The organism is Paraburkholderia unamae (assembly GCF_003096875.1).
GTDB lineage: Bacteria > Pseudomonadota > Gammaproteobacteria > Burkholderiales > Burkholderiaceae > Paraburkholderia > Paraburkholderia unamae.
Map to the genome: position 1 here is coordinate 48,847 of NZ_QEOB01000035.1, position 15,814 is coordinate 64,660.

The 15,814-nt window shown below is 68.6% G+C and carries 15 protein-coding genes; 8 read left to right on the forward strand and 7 right to left on the reverse strand.

Annotated features, from left to right (window positions below):
* The first annotated feature begins 22 nt into the window (after positions 1 to 22).
* The 8 genes from C7402_RS41475 to C7402_RS41510 all read left to right on the forward strand — a co-directional run bounded on the left by C7402_RS41475 (position 23) and on the right by C7402_RS41510 (position 8,605).
* Entirely contained in the window at positions 23 to 1,501 is a 1,479-nt protein-coding gene (locus tag C7402_RS41475; RefSeq protein WP_116614692.1) for a UvrD-helicase domain-containing protein, read from the forward strand.
* Between the two features lie 101 nt (positions 1,502 to 1,602).
* Positions 1,603 to 2,478 (forward strand): GNAT family N-acetyltransferase, encoded by an 876-nt coding sequence (locus C7402_RS41480; RefSeq protein WP_208949085.1) that lies wholly within the window; start codon positions 1,603 to 1,605, stop codon positions 2,476 to 2,478.
* A gap of 42 nt (positions 2,479 to 2,520) precedes the next feature.
* Positions 2,521 to 3,447, forward strand: coding sequence for a 2-hydroxyacid dehydrogenase (locus tag C7402_RS41485; RefSeq protein ID WP_116614693.1), 927 nt, complete (start codon positions 2,521 to 2,523; stop codon positions 3,445 to 3,447).
* Positions 3,448 to 3,662: 215 nt separating this feature from the next.
* The gene (locus C7402_RS41490) at positions 3,663 to 5,069 is read left to right on the forward strand and encodes an aspartate aminotransferase family protein (protein WP_116614694.1); all 1,407 of its coding nucleotides are present in this window, start codon (positions 3,663 to 3,665) and stop codon (positions 5,067 to 5,069) included.
* Positions 5,070 to 5,113: 44 nt separating this feature from the next.
* Positions 5,114 to 5,614 (forward strand): Lrp/AsnC family transcriptional regulator, encoded by a 501-nt coding sequence (locus tag C7402_RS41495; RefSeq protein ID WP_042269347.1) that lies wholly within the window; start codon positions 5,114 to 5,116, stop codon positions 5,612 to 5,614.
* Positions 5,615 to 5,783: 169 nt separating this feature from the next.
* Positions 5,784 to 7,256: an NAD-dependent succinate-semialdehyde dehydrogenase gene (locus C7402_RS41500; protein WP_116614695.1), complete on the forward strand. Its 1,473-nt coding sequence runs from the start codon at positions 5,784 to 5,786 to the stop codon at positions 7,254 to 7,256.
* Positions 7,253 to 8,224: a M14 family metallopeptidase gene (locus C7402_RS41505; RefSeq protein WP_116614696.1), complete on the forward strand. Its 972-nt coding sequence runs from the start codon at positions 7,253 to 7,255 to the stop codon at positions 8,222 to 8,224. The genes C7402_RS41500 and C7402_RS41505 overlap by 4 nt, the downstream gene beginning before the upstream one ends.
* A 36-nt stretch (positions 8,225 to 8,260) precedes the next feature.
* Positions 8,261 to 8,605, forward strand: a complete 345-nt coding sequence (locus C7402_RS41510; RefSeq protein ID WP_116614697.1) for a cupin domain-containing protein — start codon at positions 8,261 to 8,263, stop codon at positions 8,603 to 8,605.
* 21 nt (positions 8,606 to 8,626) lie between these two features.
* Here C7402_RS41510 and C7402_RS41515 read toward each other — a convergent pair whose 3' ends face one another.
* From C7402_RS41515 to C7402_RS41545, 7 genes are read right to left on the reverse strand one after another with little or no spacing between them, the layout of a single operon-like run.
* A complete protein-coding gene (locus C7402_RS41515; protein ID WP_112177430.1) occupies positions 8,627 to 8,977 on the reverse strand; it encodes a helix-turn-helix domain-containing protein in 351 nt (116 codons plus the stop codon).
* 2 nt (positions 8,978 to 8,979) lie between these two features.
* Positions 8,980 to 10,158: an NAD(P)/FAD-dependent oxidoreductase gene (locus C7402_RS41520; protein ID WP_116614698.1), complete on the reverse strand. Its 1,179-nt coding sequence runs from the start codon at positions 10,156 to 10,158 to the stop codon at positions 8,980 to 8,982.
* Positions 10,155 to 11,624, reverse strand: coding sequence for an FAD/NAD(P)-dependent oxidoreductase (locus tag C7402_RS41525; protein ID WP_116614699.1), 1,470 nt, complete (start codon positions 11,622 to 11,624; stop codon positions 10,155 to 10,157). The genes C7402_RS41520 and C7402_RS41525 overlap by 4 nt, the downstream gene beginning before the upstream one ends.
* Positions 11,603 to 11,923 (reverse strand): (2Fe-2S)-binding protein, encoded by a 321-nt coding sequence (locus C7402_RS41530; protein WP_112177427.1) that lies wholly within the window; start codon positions 11,921 to 11,923, stop codon positions 11,603 to 11,605. The genes C7402_RS41525 and C7402_RS41530 overlap by 22 nt, the downstream gene beginning before the upstream one ends.
* Positions 11,920 to 13,812, reverse strand: a complete 1,893-nt coding sequence (locus C7402_RS41535; RefSeq protein WP_116614700.1) for an ABC transporter ATP-binding protein — start codon at positions 13,810 to 13,812, stop codon at positions 11,920 to 11,922. Before C7402_RS41535 ends, C7402_RS41530 begins: the two co-directional genes overlap by 4 nt.
* On the reverse strand, positions 13,809 to 14,765 hold the full coding sequence (locus C7402_RS41540; protein WP_112177425.1) for an ABC transporter permease: 957 nt from the start codon (positions 14,763 to 14,765) through the stop codon (positions 13,809 to 13,811). The genes C7402_RS41535 and C7402_RS41540 overlap by 4 nt, the downstream gene beginning before the upstream one ends.
* Positions 14,762 to 15,718 (reverse strand): ABC transporter permease, encoded by a 957-nt coding sequence (locus C7402_RS41545; RefSeq protein WP_112177424.1) that lies wholly within the window; start codon positions 15,716 to 15,718, stop codon positions 14,762 to 14,764. Before C7402_RS41545 ends, C7402_RS41540 begins: the two co-directional genes overlap by 4 nt.
* Between the last annotated feature and the right edge of the window lie 96 nt (positions 15,719 to 15,814).

The window sequence follows — 15,814 nt, forward strand, 5'->3', positions numbered from 1 at the left end:
CGCACATGAGGTCGGGAATCGCGTGAAAAGGAGCTTCATTCCAACGGCGGAGCAAGCGGCCGTGATCGAGGCGGCGCGTGGCGCGGGCGACCTCAAGATCAAGGCGTTCGCGGGCGCGGGCAAAACCTCCACGCTCCAGCTCGTGGCAGAGCAATTCGGCGAGCGGCGCGGCATGTACCTCGCGTTCAACCGCGAAATCGCGGCCAGCGCGGCGCGGCGTTTTCCCGCTCACGTCGATTCACGCACGATGCATTCGCTGGCATGGGCCGGCGTCGATGCCTCGCTCAGAAACCGCATGAGCCTCCAGGGCGAGCCGCCGCACGAACTCGCCGCGCGCTACGGCCTGGGCGCGCTGGAAGTGCGCACGGTGACGGGCAAGGCCGTCGAGATCGCGCCGTTCGAGATCGGGCGCATGATTGCCGAGGCGCGCGACAGGTTCTGCCGCTCCGCCGATCTGCGGCCCGCGTTGCCGCATATCGTCGTCGACGACAAGATCGACGAGGCGGTGGCCGCGCAACTGCGCGCGTGGCTGCTGCCCTATGTCGGGCGCATGTGGGAAGAAGGCGCGGCTACCCGCACGAGTAGCGCGAGCGGCGCCATCTCGCCGGACGTGCTGCTGAAGCGCTGGGCGCTCTCGGAGCCGCGCGTCGAGGCGGATTTCATCCTGTTCGACGAAGCCCAGGACAGCGACGGCGTGATGCTCTCGGTCCTCGGCCGCCAGCGCCACGCGCAGATCATTTACGTGGGCGACCCTTACCAGCAAATTTACGAGTGGCGGGGCGCGGTCAACGCGATGGAGCAGATCCACGCGCCCGAGCGCGCGCTCACGGAGTCGTTCCGCTTTGGCGCGACCTTCGCGGCGCTCGCGAGCCGCCTGCTCGCGCTGCTGGGGGAGCGCACGCCCATACGGGGACAGGATGCGATCGGCTCGATCATGGTGGAAGATCCCGCGCTCGCGCCCCCGGTGGACGCGATCCTGTGCCGCAAGAACGTCACGGCGATCTGGCAGTTCGCGGCGGGACTGGAGGCGGGAGAGCGGCCCGCGATCCGCATGAGCCCTGCCGAGATCCTGGCCTACGCCGAAGGCGCGGAACGCCTGCTGGCCGGCCAGCGCGCCTTCCGCCCGGCCGCGTTTTCGCTGTTCGAAACGTGGAGCGACGCCCAGGCGTTCGCGCGCAGCGCGTTTGGCCAGGACCTTCTGCCGCTCGTGCGCATCGTCGACGAACTGGGCACCGGCTATCTGCGTGCGCTCGCGCAGCGCTCGGCGCAAGCGGACGCCGCCGATTACGTGATCTCGACCGTCCACCGCGCCAAGGGCCTCGAATGGAAGCGCGTCAAGGTCGCCGACGATTTCCGGCTGCGCGGCCCCGACGGCAACCCCATGCCCGAAGACGACGAACTGCGCCTGCTCTACGTCGCGCTCACGCGTGCGCAGCACGTCCTCGATATCTCCGGCCTGCGCGACGAGTTGCTGCGGCTTTTCAGCCTCCGGCGCCAGTAGCGAATCGATTACGCAGGCTGCGCTCGCGCGAGAGGATCGTCCTATTCGCGCGGCTGCGATCCTGTCAAAGTGGGCATCCAAACCCGATCAAGGAGCCCGCCGTGTCCGGTCAGCCCGCGTCCCCGAGTCTTGTCTGCGAGACCTTTTCCGAATCCGACGTTGAGGGCGCGCACGCGCTTTCGCTGCAATTCGGCTGGCCGCATACCCGCGAGGATTGGCGCTTCGCCGCCGCAACGGGGCGCGGCTTCGTGGTTCGCGAAAGCGGCACGGTCATCGGCACGGCGCTGTGCTGGCCCTGGGGCGAGCGCGGCGCGACGCTCGGGCTCGTCGTCGTCGCGGCGAATCAGCAGGGGCGCGGCATCGGCCGCATGCTCATGGAGCGCCTGCTCGACGCGCTCGGCCCGCGCATGACTGTGCTGCACGCCACGCAGGCCGGCCAGCCGCTCTATGAAAAGCTCGGCTTCCGCAAGGTCGGCCTGCTGCACCAGTACCAAGGCACCGGCTTTGCCGCGCCGTTCGTCGAGCCGCCGCCAGGCGAGCGCCTGCGTCCGCTCGAAGCGGGCGACACGCCGCGCCTGATCGAACTCGCGACACGCGCAAGCGGGCTCGATCGCAGCGCGTTGCTGCCGCCGCTGCTCGATATGTCGCAAGGCGTGGCGCTGGTCAAAGGCGATACCGTGGTCGGCTTTGCGCTCCTGCGCCCGTTCGGCCGGGGTCATGCGATCGGCCCGGTGCCCGTGGTCGCCGACGACGGCCTGGACAGGCAGCGCGCGCAGGCGCTGATCGCCAACCGCCTCGCCGCCAACGCGGGCGCTTTCACGCGCCTCGACACGCCCGACGAGCAGGGCCTCGGCCCCTGGCTCGAATCGGTCGGACTCGCGCGCGTCGACACGGTCGTGAAGATGGCGCGCAACGGCGAGCCCGCGCGCGACCCCGCCACGCTGCAATACGCCATCGTCACGCAGGCGCTCGGCTAAGCCGCCGGGCTCCTCCGCCTCGCCAATCAAAGGCACGCCATCATGACGCTCCTCTACAAGGCCGACCCCGAGCGCGGCAAGCAATGGGCGCAGCTCTTCGCGCACAAAGCCCCCGAGATCGACTTTCGCCTCTGGCCCGATACCGGCGACCTCGCGGCCGTGCGCTACCTCGCGGCCTGGCAGCCCCCCGAGGACCCCGCGCGCACGCTGCCCAATCTCGAAGTGATCTTCTCGGTGGGCGCGGGCATCGATCAGTTCGATCTTTCCGGCGTGCCGGAGCACGTGGCGGTCGTGCGCATGATCGAGCCGGGCATTGTCGAAGGCATGGTCGAGTATGTGACCCAGGCGGTCCTGACCATTCACCGCGATCTGTTCGAATATGCCGGGCAGCAGCGGCAGCGCGTGTGGCGCGCGCTGCCCGTGCGCGCCGCCGCGTCGCGCCGCGTTGGTGTGCTCGGCCTCGGCATGCTGGGCGGCGCGGTGCTCGAACGCTTGCACCTTTTCGGCTTTGCCTGCGCGGGCTGGAGCCGCTCGCCACGCACCTTGCCGGGTGTGGAGTGCTACGCGGGCGCGCAAGCGCTGGACGCCTTCCTCGCGCGCACCGATATCCTCATCTGCCTGCTGCCGCTCACCGAAGCAACGCGCGGCCTGCTCGACGCCGCGCTGTTCGCGAAGCTGCCGCCGGGCGCGTCGTTCATCAACGTCGGGCGCGGGCCGCAACTGGACCAGCAGGCGCTCATCGACGCGCTCGACAGCGGCCACTTGCGCCATGCGATTCTCGACGTCGCGGACCCCGAGCCGCTGCCGCCCGAACACGCGTTCTGGACCCATCCGTGCGTGCGCTTGACGCCGCATATCGCCAGCGCCACGCGGCCCGAAACCGCCGTCGACGTCGTGCTCGACAACATTCGCCGCCACCGCGCGGGCATGCCGATGCTCGGCCTCATCGACCGCACGCGCGGTTATTGAGCGTGACCGGGGCGCAGCAGAATATGCTGCGCGCGCCGATCAAAACGCCACAAACACGCTATTTCGCGAATTATTTGGCGAAGCGTCCACCGGCGGCGGCCCGGTAGCATGGAACGGTGAATCAACGGCGTAACGACGAACAAGCGACGGACAAGCAACCGCCAGCCAACCGCCAAGCGCCGCACTCCTCTGACTTTTCAGCCGGGAACCGAACCATGCCGAACCGCCATCTCATCGAAGCCGACCGCAAGCATCTGATCCACCCCGTCGTGAACTACCGCGCGCACGAGAAGCGCGGCGTGACCGTGCTCGAATCCGCCCAGGGCGTGTTCCTGCGCGACGCCGATGGCCGCGAACTGCTCGACGCATTTTCGGGCCTGTGGTGCGTGAACACGGGCTACGGCCATCAAAGCATCGTCGAAGCCGCCACGCGCCAGATGTCGCGCCTGCCCTACGCAACGGGCTATTTCCACTTCGGCTCGGAGCCTGCCATCGAACTGGCCGCGCAACTCGTGGAACGCGCGCCCGCTTCGCTGCAACACGTGTACTTCACGCTGGGCGGTTCCGACGCCGTGGATTCGGCGCTGCGCCTCATTACGCACTACTACAACGCAACGGGCCGCCCCGCGAAGAAGCATGTGATCGCGCAGGAGCGCGGCTATCACGGCTCGTCGGCGGTCGGTGCGGGCCTCACGGCCTTGCCCGCGTTTCATCGACACTTCGACTTGCCGCTCGCCACGCAGCATCACATTCCCTCGCCTTACGCGTATCGCAGCGAGCATGCGGACGATGCCGCGCTCATCGCCGCCTCGGTCGCCGCGCTCAAAGCGAAGGTCGCCGCACTGGGCGCCGATCATGTCGCCGCGTTTTTCTGCGAGCCGATCCAGGGTTCGGGCGGCGTGATCGTGCCGCCCGTCGGTTGGCTGAAAGCCATGCGCGAAGCGTGCCGCAAGCTCGACATCCTGTTCGTCGCCGACGAAGTCATCACGGGCTTCGGCCGCACGGGACCGCTGTTCGCATGCCAGGCGGAAGACGTCGAGCCGGATCTGATGACCGTCGCCAAGGGCCTCACGGCGGGCTACGCGCCGATGGGCGCCGTGCTGATGTCGGACGTCGTCTATCAAGGCATTGCCGATGGCGACGCCGCCGCCGTGGTCGGCCACGGTCATACGTATTCGGCGCATCCGGTGAGCGCGGCCATCGGCCTCGAAGTCATGCGCCTCTATCACGAAGGCGGCCTGCTCGCGAACGGCGTGGCGCGCGCGCCGCGCTTCGCGCAGGGGCTCGACGCACTGCTCGAACACCCGCTCGTGGGCGATTCGCGTCATCGCGGCCTGCTCGGCGCGCTCGAACTCGTCGCCGACAAGGACAGCAAGCAGCGCTTCGACGCCTCGCTCGGCCTGCCCGATCGCATCGCGGCCGCCGCATACGGCAACGGCCTTGTTTTCCGCGCGTTCGGCGACAACATTCTCGGCTTCGCGCCCGCGCTCTCGTTCACCGAAAGCGAGTTCGACCTGCTGTTCGAGCGCCTCGAAAAAACGCTCGACGACGTGCTCGCGCAGCCCGAGGTCCGCGCGGCATTAAAGGCCGGCAATGGGGTCAGCGCCCGTGTCGCCGCGTGATAACATCACTCGAACCTTCGACATGCAGGGCCGCCCCCATCACGATGAGCAACGACTGCAAGCTGGACCGAATCGACCTGCGCATCCTCTCGCAACTCCAGAAGCGGGGGCGCATCACGAATGTCGAACTGGCCGACGCAGTCGGGCTGTCGCCCAGCCCCTGCCTGATCCGCGTGAAACGTCTGGAGAAGGCGGGGTTCATCGTCGGCTACGGCGCGCAGATTCAGCTCGAAAAGCTGGGCGACGTGCAGATGGTGTTCACCGAGGTCACGCTCGCCGACCATCGCCGCGAGGACTTCATCAAGTTCGAGAAAGCGATACGCGAGGTGGACGAGGTGGTCGAGTGCCATCTCGCGAGCGGCGGCTACGACTATCTGCTGAAGTTCGTCGCGCGCAGCGTGAGCCACTATCAGAGCATCGTGGAAGGGTTGCTGGAGCGCGACATCGGCATCGAGAAGTACTTCAGCTACGTCATCATCAAGACAGCGTTCGTCAAGACGCACTATCCGCTCGAAACGCTGTTCTCGCAGAACCTGCATTCCTGAGCATGGGCGACGGACGTGAGGCACGCGCCTCGCGCGCCTGCGTCCCGCCTCCATTTTCTCGCACACGCTTCGCGCTGAAACCTCCTTCCGGTTTCGGCGCAGTCGTCGTGCGCGCTCACTTCCTCGCATCGATCCAACGTCTTCCGCACGGGCGGAAAGGAATCGGCATATGACTACGCGTTATCCCTTGAGCGCATTGATGCGCAGCGACAATTTCATCGACGGGCAATGGATGAGCGCCGCCTCGGGCGCGCGCTTCGCCGTGACCGATCCCGCCACCGGCAACACGATTGCCGAAGTCGCCGACAGCGACGCAAACGACGCACGCGCCGCCACCAACGCGGCCGCCCGCGCGTTTCCCGCGTGGCGCGACACGCTCCCCGCCGAACGCGCGGCGGTGCTGCGCCGCTGGCACGCGCTGATCGTCGCGAACGCCGACGAACTCGGTCAACTGATCTCGCTCGAACAAGGTAAACCCCTGCACGAAGGGCGCGGCGAAGCGATGTATGGCGCGTCGTACGTCGCCTGGTTCGCCGATGAAGCCACGCGCATCTACGGCGACCTCATCCCGCAGCAGCAGCGCGGCAAGCGCATGAGCGCGGTGAAGGAGCCCGTTGGCGTGGTCGCGGCGATCACGCCCTGGAACTTCCCGCTCGCGATGATCGCGCGCAAGATCGCACCGGCGCTGGCCGCCGGTTGCACCGTGGTCGGCAAGCCCGCCGAGGACACGCCGCTCACGGCGCTTGCGCTCGTCATGCTCGCGCACGAAGCGGGCGTGCCGCCCGGCGTGCTGAACCTCATCTGCGCGTCGCGCGAGCACGGCGTGAGCGCCGTCGCCGACTGGCTCGCCGACTGCCGCGTGCGCAAGATCACGTTCACCGGCTCGACGCCGGTGGGCAAGCATCTCGCGAGAGAATCGGCGGGCACGTTGAAGAAGCTCTCGCTCGAACTGGGCGGCAACGCACCGTTCATCGTGTTCGACGACGCCGATCTCGACGCCGCCGTGGAAGGCCTCATGGCCGCGAAGTTCCGCAACGGCGGGCAGACCTGCGTGTGCCCGAATCGCGTGTACGTGCAGTCGGGCGTATTCGAGCGCTTCGCCGACAAGCTCGCCACGCGCGTGGCGGCGCTGAAAGTCGCACCCGCGACCGACCCCGCCGCGCAGATCGGCCCGATGATCAACGCGCGAGCGGTGGAAAAAATCGCGCGCCACGTGGACGACGCCGTGACCCGTGGCGCGCGCGTGCTCACGGGCGGCAAGCGCCTCGCCGAACTCGGCCCGAACTGGTACGCGCCCACCGTGCTCGCGGGCGCGACTGCCGACATGCAGCTAAGCTGCGAAGAGACCTTCGGCCCCGTGGTGCCGCTGTTCCGCTTCGACAACGAAGCCGAGGCGATTCACGCCTCCAACGACACGCCCTACGGCCTCGCCTCGTACTTCTACAGCCAGGACGTGCGCCGCATCGACCGCGTGGCGCGGCAGCTAGAAGCGGGCATCGTCGGCATCAACGAAGGCGCGCTCGCCAGCGAGGCGGCGCCCTTCGGCGGCGTGAAGGAATCGGGCTATGGCCGCGAAGGCTCGAAGTATGGGCTTGACGACTACCTCTCCATCAAATACCTCTGCCAGGGAGGGCTCGCATGAGCACCTATCCGATCGAAGTCGCGTTTCCCGACATCGCCGCGCACGAGCGCAGCGAAACGGGCATCCCCTATGTTCATACGTTCGATTCGGGCGTAGCGGGCCCGCATGTGATGATCAACGCGCTCACGCACGGCAACGAGGTGTGCGGCGCGATCGTCGTGGATGCGCTGTTGCGCGCGCGGCTGCGGCCACGGCGCGGCAAGCTCACGCTCGCGTTCGCCAACGTCGAGGCGTATCGCCGCTTCGACCCGCAGCACCCCGACGCCGCGCGTTTCGTCGATCAGGACTTCAACCGCGTATGGACGGCGCAGGCGCTCGACGACCTCGCACGCGATTCGAGCGAGTTGCGCCGCGCCCGCGCGATGCGGCCCGTGATCGACGACGTCGATCTGCTGCTCGACCTGCATTCGATGCATGAGAAGTGCATGCCGCTCATCGTCGCGGGACCGCTTGCCAAGGGCGTCGAACTCTCCGCGCGGCTCGGCGCGCCCGCCACCGTGATCTGCGACGAAGGCCATCCCGAAGGACGGCGCATGCGCGATTACGAAGGCTTCGGCGACGCGGCGAGCGCGAAGAACGCCTTGTTGATCGAGTGCGGACAGCACTGGGAAGCGAGCGCCGTGACCGTGGCGCGCGATGTGAGCGCGCGATTTTTGCGGCTCTCGGGCGTGGTGGACGAAGCGGATCTGCCTGCGGACTGGCTGCAACCGCTGCCGGCTGAAATGCGCGTGGTGCGCGTCACGGAGCCCGTCGTGGCGAAGAGCATGGACTTCCGCTTCGCGGGCGACTACACGGGACTCGAAGTGTTCCCCAAAGCGGGCGCGGTGATCGGCTGGTCCGACGGCGAGCCGGTTCTCACGCCCTACGACGACTGCATTCTCGTGATGCCTTCGCTGCGTCAGTTGCGTCCCGGCGTGACCGTGGTCCGTCTCGGCAAGATCGAGCAGCGCATTGTGCAACCGGGCTGAGCCCCCTCCCTTTTTAATCAGGTTAGCTAACGAACAATGAAAGTTCAGCAGATCGCGCAAAGCGCCAACGTGCAGGCACTGGAAGACTGGGGCACGGCGGGCACACCCGGCGCGCAGACGATACGCGTTTTCGGTGTGCAAAAGGTGATTCCGGGCACGGAGTCCGTCGATACCGGCCTCTTCGAATGCACCAGCGGCACCTATCGCCGTTCGGTGAAGGAAGCGGAAGTCATGCACATCCTGAGCGGCAGCGGCCGCTTCACGCCCGACGGCGAGGCAACCGTGCATTTTCGCGGCGGCGACACGCTCTTTTTCGCGGCGAACACGGAAGGCACGTGGGAAGTCGACGAAACCATGCGCAAGGTCTACGTCATTCTGTAACGCAAGACGCAAGCGGGGCGCTCAAGCGGCTTCGAGCGCCCTCGCCTGCTGGAGAAAGGCGCTCGGCGTCACGCCGCAAAAGCGCTTGAAATGACGCGCCAGATGGCTCTGATCGAAAAAGCCCACCTGGGTTGCGACGACGGCGCCCGGCACGCCCGCCAGCAGCAAGAGTTGCGCGCGGCGCACGCGCACTTCGCACAGGTACTTGTACGGCGAGAGGCCCACCTGCTGACGAAACACGGTGGCGAACCGCGAGACGCTGAGCGCCGACACCTCGGCGAGTTCGGCGAGGCTCACGGACTTGTCGAAGTTCTCTTCGATATAGGCCAGCGCGTCGCGTAGCGGTGTGACCGGGGCGTTGAAGGTCTGCATCGTCAAGCCTCGCTGGCGGTCGATACGCTTGCGCAAACCTCGGAACCGGCGCGCGCCGCGTGGGCGAAGCGCGCGATCGAAAACGGGTCGAGCGGCATGTCGGTGGCGCCCGAGTCGAGCAGTTCCGCGAGCGTCTCGCCCACGCCCGGCCCGATCTGGAAGCCCGAGCCGCTGAAGCCGAACGCGTAGAAGAGGCCGTCCGTCGTCGAACTGGGACCGATCACCGGCTCCGAGTCCGGCAAGTAGCTCTCCACGCCGCTCCATACGCGGATCACATGCAACGGCGCGAGCGCGGGGACGAGGCGGCGGAACTGCGCGATCTGCTGCACGGTGTTGCCGGGCAGCACGCCGGCGCGGCGCGTTTGCGCATCGGCGGGGCCCGCGGGGCCGCCGCCCAGCACGAGGTTGCCGCGCGGAATCTGCCGGAAGTACACGCTCTCTTCCTTCACCGACGTATAGACGCCCATGGAATGCATGAAGCGGTAAGGCACGGGCTCGGTCACGGCCATTTGCGGCCCGCGCGCGACGAGCGGCACCGGCTCGCCGAATTGCCCGGAAAGCGCACCCGCCCAGGCGCCCGCGCAGATGAGCAGTTGCTCCGCGCGCCACACCTCACCTGTGGCGCTCTCCACGCGAAAACCACCCGCTTCCTTTTCCACGCGCACGATCTCGGTGTTCTCCACGAGATGCGCGCCGAGCCGCGCGGCCGCGCGCCCGAAAGCCGGTGCCGCGAGACGCGGATTGGCGTGCCCGTCGCGCGGCGAGATCGAGGCGGCCAGCACATCGCGGCCAAGGAACGGAAAGCGCTTGAACATCGCCGCGCCTTCGAGCACTTCGAGATCGAGCCCGTGCTCGCGCGCCTGCCCGGCGTAGCGATGAAAGTATTCGGCGTCGTGCGCGTGGTAGCACACGCGCGTATGGCCCGAAGGCAGGAACTCCACGTCCTCGCCCAGCAGCGACTGCGCGCGATACCAGATATCGAGCGCGCGATTGGACATGGCAAGCTGCGAAAGCGCGCGGCCCTGGCGGCGCACGCCGCCGAAGTTCACGCCGCTCGCCTGCTGGCCCGTGAGCCCGCGTTCGATCAGGATGACTGAGCGCTGGCGGCGGCGCAGGAAGAACGCCGTCGACGTTCCGATGATGCCGCCTCCAATCACGATCACATCGGCGCGATCCGTCATTCGCTGAACTCCTTGGCGCAGCACGCGCCGTGCTGCATTGGCGCGGCGAGGGCCGCATGCGCTTCGTCGATCCCGTTCGCGGCGGCGCTCAAGGTCATCGTGAGCGGCTTCACCGGCGCTTGCCCGCGCAGGCGGCCTACCGCTTCGAGCGGCACGCGCGCCTCGGCGGCGATCACTTCGGCGCCCGCATGCGCGCAGAAGCGGCCCTGGCAGCGCCCCATGCCCACGCGTGAAAATGCCTTCGCGCGGTTCGCTTCGGTTGCGCCCGTTTCGCGCACCACGCGGCGCAATTCGCCCGCCGTGATGGACTCGCAGCGGCACACCACGGTGTCGTCGGGCAGCGCCGCCGCGAAATGCGCAGGCCACGGAAACGCCTTGCGCAAGCCTTGGGCGAAGCGCGTGTAGCGCGCGAGTTCGACGCGCAGTCTCGCCGCTTCGGCGAGCGTCGCCGATGACAAAGGCACGCCCGAGTCCTGCAACGCGGCCAGCGCGGCGAGACGCCCCGCGCGCTCGGCGGCGTCGGCGCCGCGCACGCGCACGCCGTCGCCGGCCAGATACACGCCCGCCACGCCGCTGCGGCCGTCGTGATCGACGTCGGGCAGCCATTGCCGCGCGGCGGCGTCGAAGCGGAACGCACAGCCCGCGAGATCGGCGATTTGCGTTTCGGAGCGCAGGTGGTAGCCCAGTGCGACCGCGTCGCACGCCACGCGCTGCTCGCGGCCGTCGGCGAGCGTCACCCGCACCGCGTCCACGCCGTGCTCCGGCGTGCCTTCGATGGCGAGCGGCGTGACGCCGCGATGCACCGGCACGCCCGCGCGGCGCAGCGTGCGCAAAAGCGCCATGCCCTTGCGCAACGCGGCGGGCACTTGCAGCAGATCGGGCAGCGCGCGCACGCGCTGGCCGAACGTGGAGGTGTCGAGCACCGCGCTCACCGTCGCGCCCGCTTTCACGTATTGCGCGGCGACGAGGTACAGCAGCGGGCCCGTGCCCATCATGACGGTGCGCGCGCCAATGGCGCAGCCCTGCGACTTCAGCGCGACCTGCGCGCCGCCCAGGCTATACGCGCCCGCCAGCTGCCAGCCGGGCACGGGCATGAGCCGGTCGGTCGCGCCGCTACAAACGATCAGCGCGTCGAAGGCCACTTCCTCGTAATGCGCGCCGCGCGCCAGATGCACGGACTGCGCCCCGACGTTCCAGACCAGTGTGTCGGGCCGGTAGTCGATCTGCGGGCGCAGCGCGTCGAAGTCGCGGTGCAGGGCCGCCGCACGCGCGGCCTCGGTGCCGTAGAGCGTTTCGTAGGCGCGCTTGAACCCTTCGGGCTGGCGGCGGTAGATCTGCCCGCCGTCGCGCCGGCCTTCGTCGACGACGACCGGGCGCAGCCCGGCGCTCACCAGCGCCTGCGCCGCGCGCACGCCCGCAGGCCCCGCGCCGATCACGACCACCTTCAGTTGCGCGCGCGCGGCCATACGCCCTCCCCGGCAAGCGCGTTGCGCGTGACGATCGACATGCCGGGCGCGGCGGGCGTCGTGCAGGCGCGCAGCCGCTCGCCCTGCGCGGTCCACACCCAGCAGTCCTGGCAAGCGCCCATCAGGCAGAAACCGGCGCGCCGCCCTTCGTCGAACTCGCAGTCGCGCAGCGCGTCCTGGGTGGCGAGCAGCGCGACCATCAGCGTGTCGCCTTCGGCGGCCTGGGCCACGCGGCCGTCGATCTCGATGTCGAAGGTCGGGCGGCCCGCTTCCGCGACTCTCACGAAGCGCGCGTTCATGCGGCGGCCCTCTTCGTCGATTGAGTGGATTGAGTGGATTGAGTCGATTGCGTGGCTTGCGCGACCTGAGCGGCCTGTGCGGTCTGCAAGCGCTCCAGTTCCGCCGTCGTGTGATGGCAAAGAATCTGCGCACCGCCCGGCAGCCGCTTCATCGCGGGCGCGCTCACGTTGCACGCGCCATCGATACGCACGGGGCAACGCGCGCGAAACGCGCACAGCTCGCGCACCTCGGCCGACGCCCCGAGCGGCGGCAGCGCCGCGCCCGCCACGGCGCGCCGCGCGTCGAGCCAGCCCGGCTGCAACGCCGGAACCGAATCGACCAGCAGGCCCGTGTAGGGGTGATAAGGCGGCGCCTCCAGCACGTCGCGCTGGCCCGCCTCGACGCACTGGCCGCCGTACAGCACGACGACGTCGTCGCAAATCGCGCGCACCGTGGAAATATCGTGGCTGATGAACATGTACGAGACGCCCAGCTCGCGGCGCAATTCGCCGAGCAGATCGAGAATCGCCGCGCCGACGACGGTGTCGAGCGCGGACGTCACCTCGTCGCACAGAATCAACGCCGGTTCCGCCGCGAGCGCGCGGGCCAGGTTCACGCGCTGCTTCTGGCCGCCCGAGAGACCGCCCGGCTGACGCTTCGCAATCGAGGCAGGCAGCTTCACGAGGTCGAGCAGTTCGAGCATGCGTTTTTTCGCCGCCGCGCCGCGCAGGCCGTGATAGAAGCACATGGGCCGCGCGAGGATGTCGGCGATCGTGCGGCTCGGGTTGAGCGCCGTGTCGGCGTTCTGGAACACGATCTGGATGCGGCGGTACTGGTCGGGCGTGCGCGCCGAAAGCGTGGCGGGCAGCGGCACGCCGTCGAGCAGCACTTCGCCGCGCGCGCGTTCCACGAGCCCCGCCACCACGCGCGCGAGCGTCGTCTTGCCCGAACCCGATTCGCCGATCACGCCCAGCGCGCTGCCGCGCGCAATGCGCAGGCTCACGTCCTCCAGCACGCGCGCGGCGGGCACGCCGTTCGCATCCACGCGACCGTAGCCCGCGATCAGGTTGCGCACTTCGAGCAGCGGCACTTCGGCGGCCGGGGGCGCGGCGGGCGGACCGGGGTCGGGGTGGCGGCGCGCCGCCAGCAGCGCGCGCGTGTAGTCGTCCTCAGGCGCGTCGAGCACCTGGAGCGTCGTGCCATTCTCGCGCACCGCGCCATTGTTCAGGACGACGATACGATCAGCCATCTGCGCGACCACCGCGAGATCGTGCGACACGTACACGGCTGTCGTGCCCAGTTCGCGCACGACCTTGCGAAAGGCCGCCAGCACTTCGATCTGCGTGGTCACGTCGAGCGCCGTGGTGGGCTCGTCGAACACGACCACGGCGGGGTCGGTGATGAGCGCCATCGCGGCCATGAGGCGCTGCAACTGGCCGCCCGACACCTGGTGCGGATAGCGCGCGCCGATCGTCTCCGGCGCGGGCAGCGCGAGCGCGCGGAACAGGCTCACCGCCTTCTCGCGCGCCGCTGCGGGCGACATGAGCTTGTGCAGCAGCGCGGGCTCGGTCACCTGGTCCATGATCGTGCGCGCCGGGTTGAAGCCCGCCGAGGCGCTCTGCGCGACATAGGCCACGGTGCGCGCGCGCAACGCGCGGCGGCCGCGTTCGTCGAGCGCGAGCACGTCGGTGCCGCCGATCTTCACGCTGCCGCCCGCAATGGCGCAACCGTCGCGCGCATGGCCGAGCAGCGAGAGCGCGATGGTGGTCTTGCCCGAGCCCGATTCGCCGATCAGCGCGAGCACTTCGCCCTTCTTCACGGTGAAGTCGACGCCCTTGACGATCTCGACGACCGGATCGGGCGCCGCGCCCGCGACCACGCGCAGGTCCGTCACTTCGATCATGTTCATTTTCCGCCTCCATGCGCGCGGCCGCCGTGGCGACGCAGGCTGTCGATGAGCAGGTTTACGCCGACCGTGAGCGTCGCGATGGCCACGGCCGGCATCAGCACGGCGGGCGCGCCTTCCGCGAGGCCGCCGATGTTCTCGCGCACGAGCGAGCCCCAGTCCGCATCCGGCGGCTGGACGCCGAGCCCCAGGAACGACAGGCCGCTCAGCAGCAGCACGATGAACACGAAACGCAGGCCGAAGTCGGCAAGCATGGGGTGGATCATGTTCGGCAGCACTTCCACGCGGGCAATGTAGAACAGCCCTTCGCCGCGGGCTCTGGCGACCTGCACGTATTCGAGCGTCATCAGATTCACGGCGAGCGAGCGCGAAATGCGGAACGCGCCCGGAATATAGGCGAGCGCCGCCACCGTGATCAGCATCGGCACCGAGGAGCCGAACGCCGCGATCACCACGAGCGCGAGCACCTTGCTCGGAATGGAGATCAGCGCGTCGAAAATGCGGCTCAACACCTCGTCGATCCAGCGCGGCGCGACAGCGGCAAGCAGTCCGAAGAATATGCCGATGCCGCTTGCGAGCAGCGTGGCGGCGAGCGCGAGGCCCACGGTGTACTGCGTGCCGTAGAGCACGCGGCTCAGCATGTCGCGGCCGAGGAAATCGGTGCCGAGCAGATGCGCCGCGCTGTACGAGCCGAAGATTTCCGTGGAGGTGATCGCGCCGCCCTTGTAGGGCGCGACGAGCGGCCCGATGAAGGCCACGCCGAGCCAGAACACGACAATCGCAAGACCGATCAGGCCGAGCACAGAAAGGCGGCCGGCGAGACGGCGCAGCGGCGAGCGCGGCGGCGTGGGAATGTCGTTCGGCGCTTCCTTCGCGGCTTCGGCGGCGGGCCGTTCCTCGCTCTCGCTGGTTGCGTAGAGCACGGTCGTGGCGTGAGATGTGGCGGGTCGGTTCATCGTTGACGCAGCCTCGGGTTGGATACGATTTGACACAGGTCCGCGATCAGCACGAGCACCAGATACGCGGCGCAGAACACCATCACGCAGCCCTGCACGAGCGGCAGGTCGCGGTTCGTCACGGCGTCGACCATGAGGCTCGCGAGGCCCGGATAGTTGAAGATCGACTCCACGATCACCACGCCGCCAAAGAGGTAAGAGAGGCTCAGCGCGACGGCGTTGGCGATCGGGCCGATCGTGTTGGGCAGCACATGGCGCAGCACGATGCGGGCGGGCGACGCGCCCTTCAGGCGCGCCATTTCCACATACGGCGCACCGAGCTGGTCGAGCACGGCCGCGCGCGTCATGCGCGCCATCTGCGCGACGATCACGCAGCACAGCGTCATGACCGGCATGGCGTAGATGCGCAGCAGCGTGCCGAACGAATCCACCTCCGAGAGGTACGAGAGCGCGGGCAGCCAGCGCAGCTTCACCGCGAAGATCAGCACAGCGATGGTGGCGACGAGGAACTCGGGCACGGCCACGGCGGAAAGCGTGAGCACGTTGAGCGCGCGATCGAGCAGCGAACCGCGGAACACGGCGGAAAAGATGCCGATGGCGAGCGCGAGCGGCACCGAAACGAGCGTGGTGAGCCCCGCCAGCACGAGCGAGTTGGGCAGGCGCGTGGCGATCAATTCGCTCACCGGCTGGTTATTCGACACCGACGTGCCGAAGTTGCCCGTCGCGGCATGCAGGAGCCAGTGCAGGTAGCGCGTGAGCGCGGGCTGGTCGAGGCCGAACTGGTGACGCAGCGCGGCCACCTGCTCGGGCGTGGCCGCCTGGCCCAGCGCCTGCTGCGCGGCGTCGCCGGGCAAGAGGCCCGTGAGGCCGAACACGATTGCCGAGACGATCAGCAACGTGAGCAGCGCGAGACCGAGACGCGCGGCAATGAGTCGTTGCGCGTGGGCTTTCATCGGGTGTCGCCTCCTCATCCTGGTGAAGCGGGAAATCGGTGGCCGAACTTGCCAACTCAGGCGCGCCCGGCCGCAATCATCAAGCATCCATCACGC

Coding starts and splice junctions, on each gene's coding strand:
- C7402_RS41485 (WP_116614693.1), top strand. CDS start 2,521: ATGACGCTCCTCTACAAGGCCGACCCCGAGCGCGGCAAGCAATGGGCG.
- C7402_RS41490 (WP_116614694.1), top strand. CDS start 3,663: ATGCCGAACCGCCATCTCATCGAAGCCGACCGCAAGCATCTGATCCAC.
- C7402_RS41495 (WP_042269347.1), top strand. CDS start 5,114: ATGAGCAACGACTGCAAGCTGGACCGAATCGACCTGCGCATCCTCTCG.
- C7402_RS41500 (WP_116614695.1), top strand. CDS start 5,784: ATGACTACGCGTTATCCCTTGAGCGCATTGATGCGCAGCGACAATTTC.
- C7402_RS41505 (WP_116614696.1), top strand. CDS start 7,253: ATGAGCACCTATCCGATCGAAGTCGCGTTTCCCGACATCGCCGCGCAC.
- C7402_RS41510 (WP_116614697.1), top strand. CDS start 8,261: ATGAAAGTTCAGCAGATCGCGCAAAGCGCCAACGTGCAGGCACTGGAA.
- C7402_RS41515 (WP_112177430.1), bottom strand. CDS start 8,977: ATGCAGACCTTCAACGCCCCGGTCACACCGCTACGCGACGCGCTGGCC.
- C7402_RS41520 (WP_116614698.1), bottom strand. CDS start 10,158: ATGACGGATCGCGCCGATGTGATCGTGATTGGAGGCGGCATCATCGGA.
- C7402_RS41525 (WP_116614699.1), bottom strand. CDS start 11,624: ATGGCCGCGCGCGCGCAACTGAAGGTGGTCGTGATCGGCGCGGGGCCT.
- C7402_RS41530 (WP_112177427.1), bottom strand. CDS start 11,923: ATGAACGCGCGCTTCGTGAGAGTCGCGGAAGCGGGCCGCCCGACCTTC.
- C7402_RS41535 (WP_116614700.1), bottom strand. CDS start 13,812: ATGAACATGATCGAAGTGACGGACCTGCGCGTGGTCGCGGGCGCGGCG.
- C7402_RS41540 (WP_112177425.1), bottom strand. CDS start 14,765: ATGAACCGACCCGCCACATCTCACGCCACGACCGTGCTCTACGCAACC.
- C7402_RS41545 (WP_112177424.1), bottom strand. CDS start 15,718: ATGAAAGCCCACGCGCAACGACTCATTGCCGCGCGTCTCGGTCTCGCG.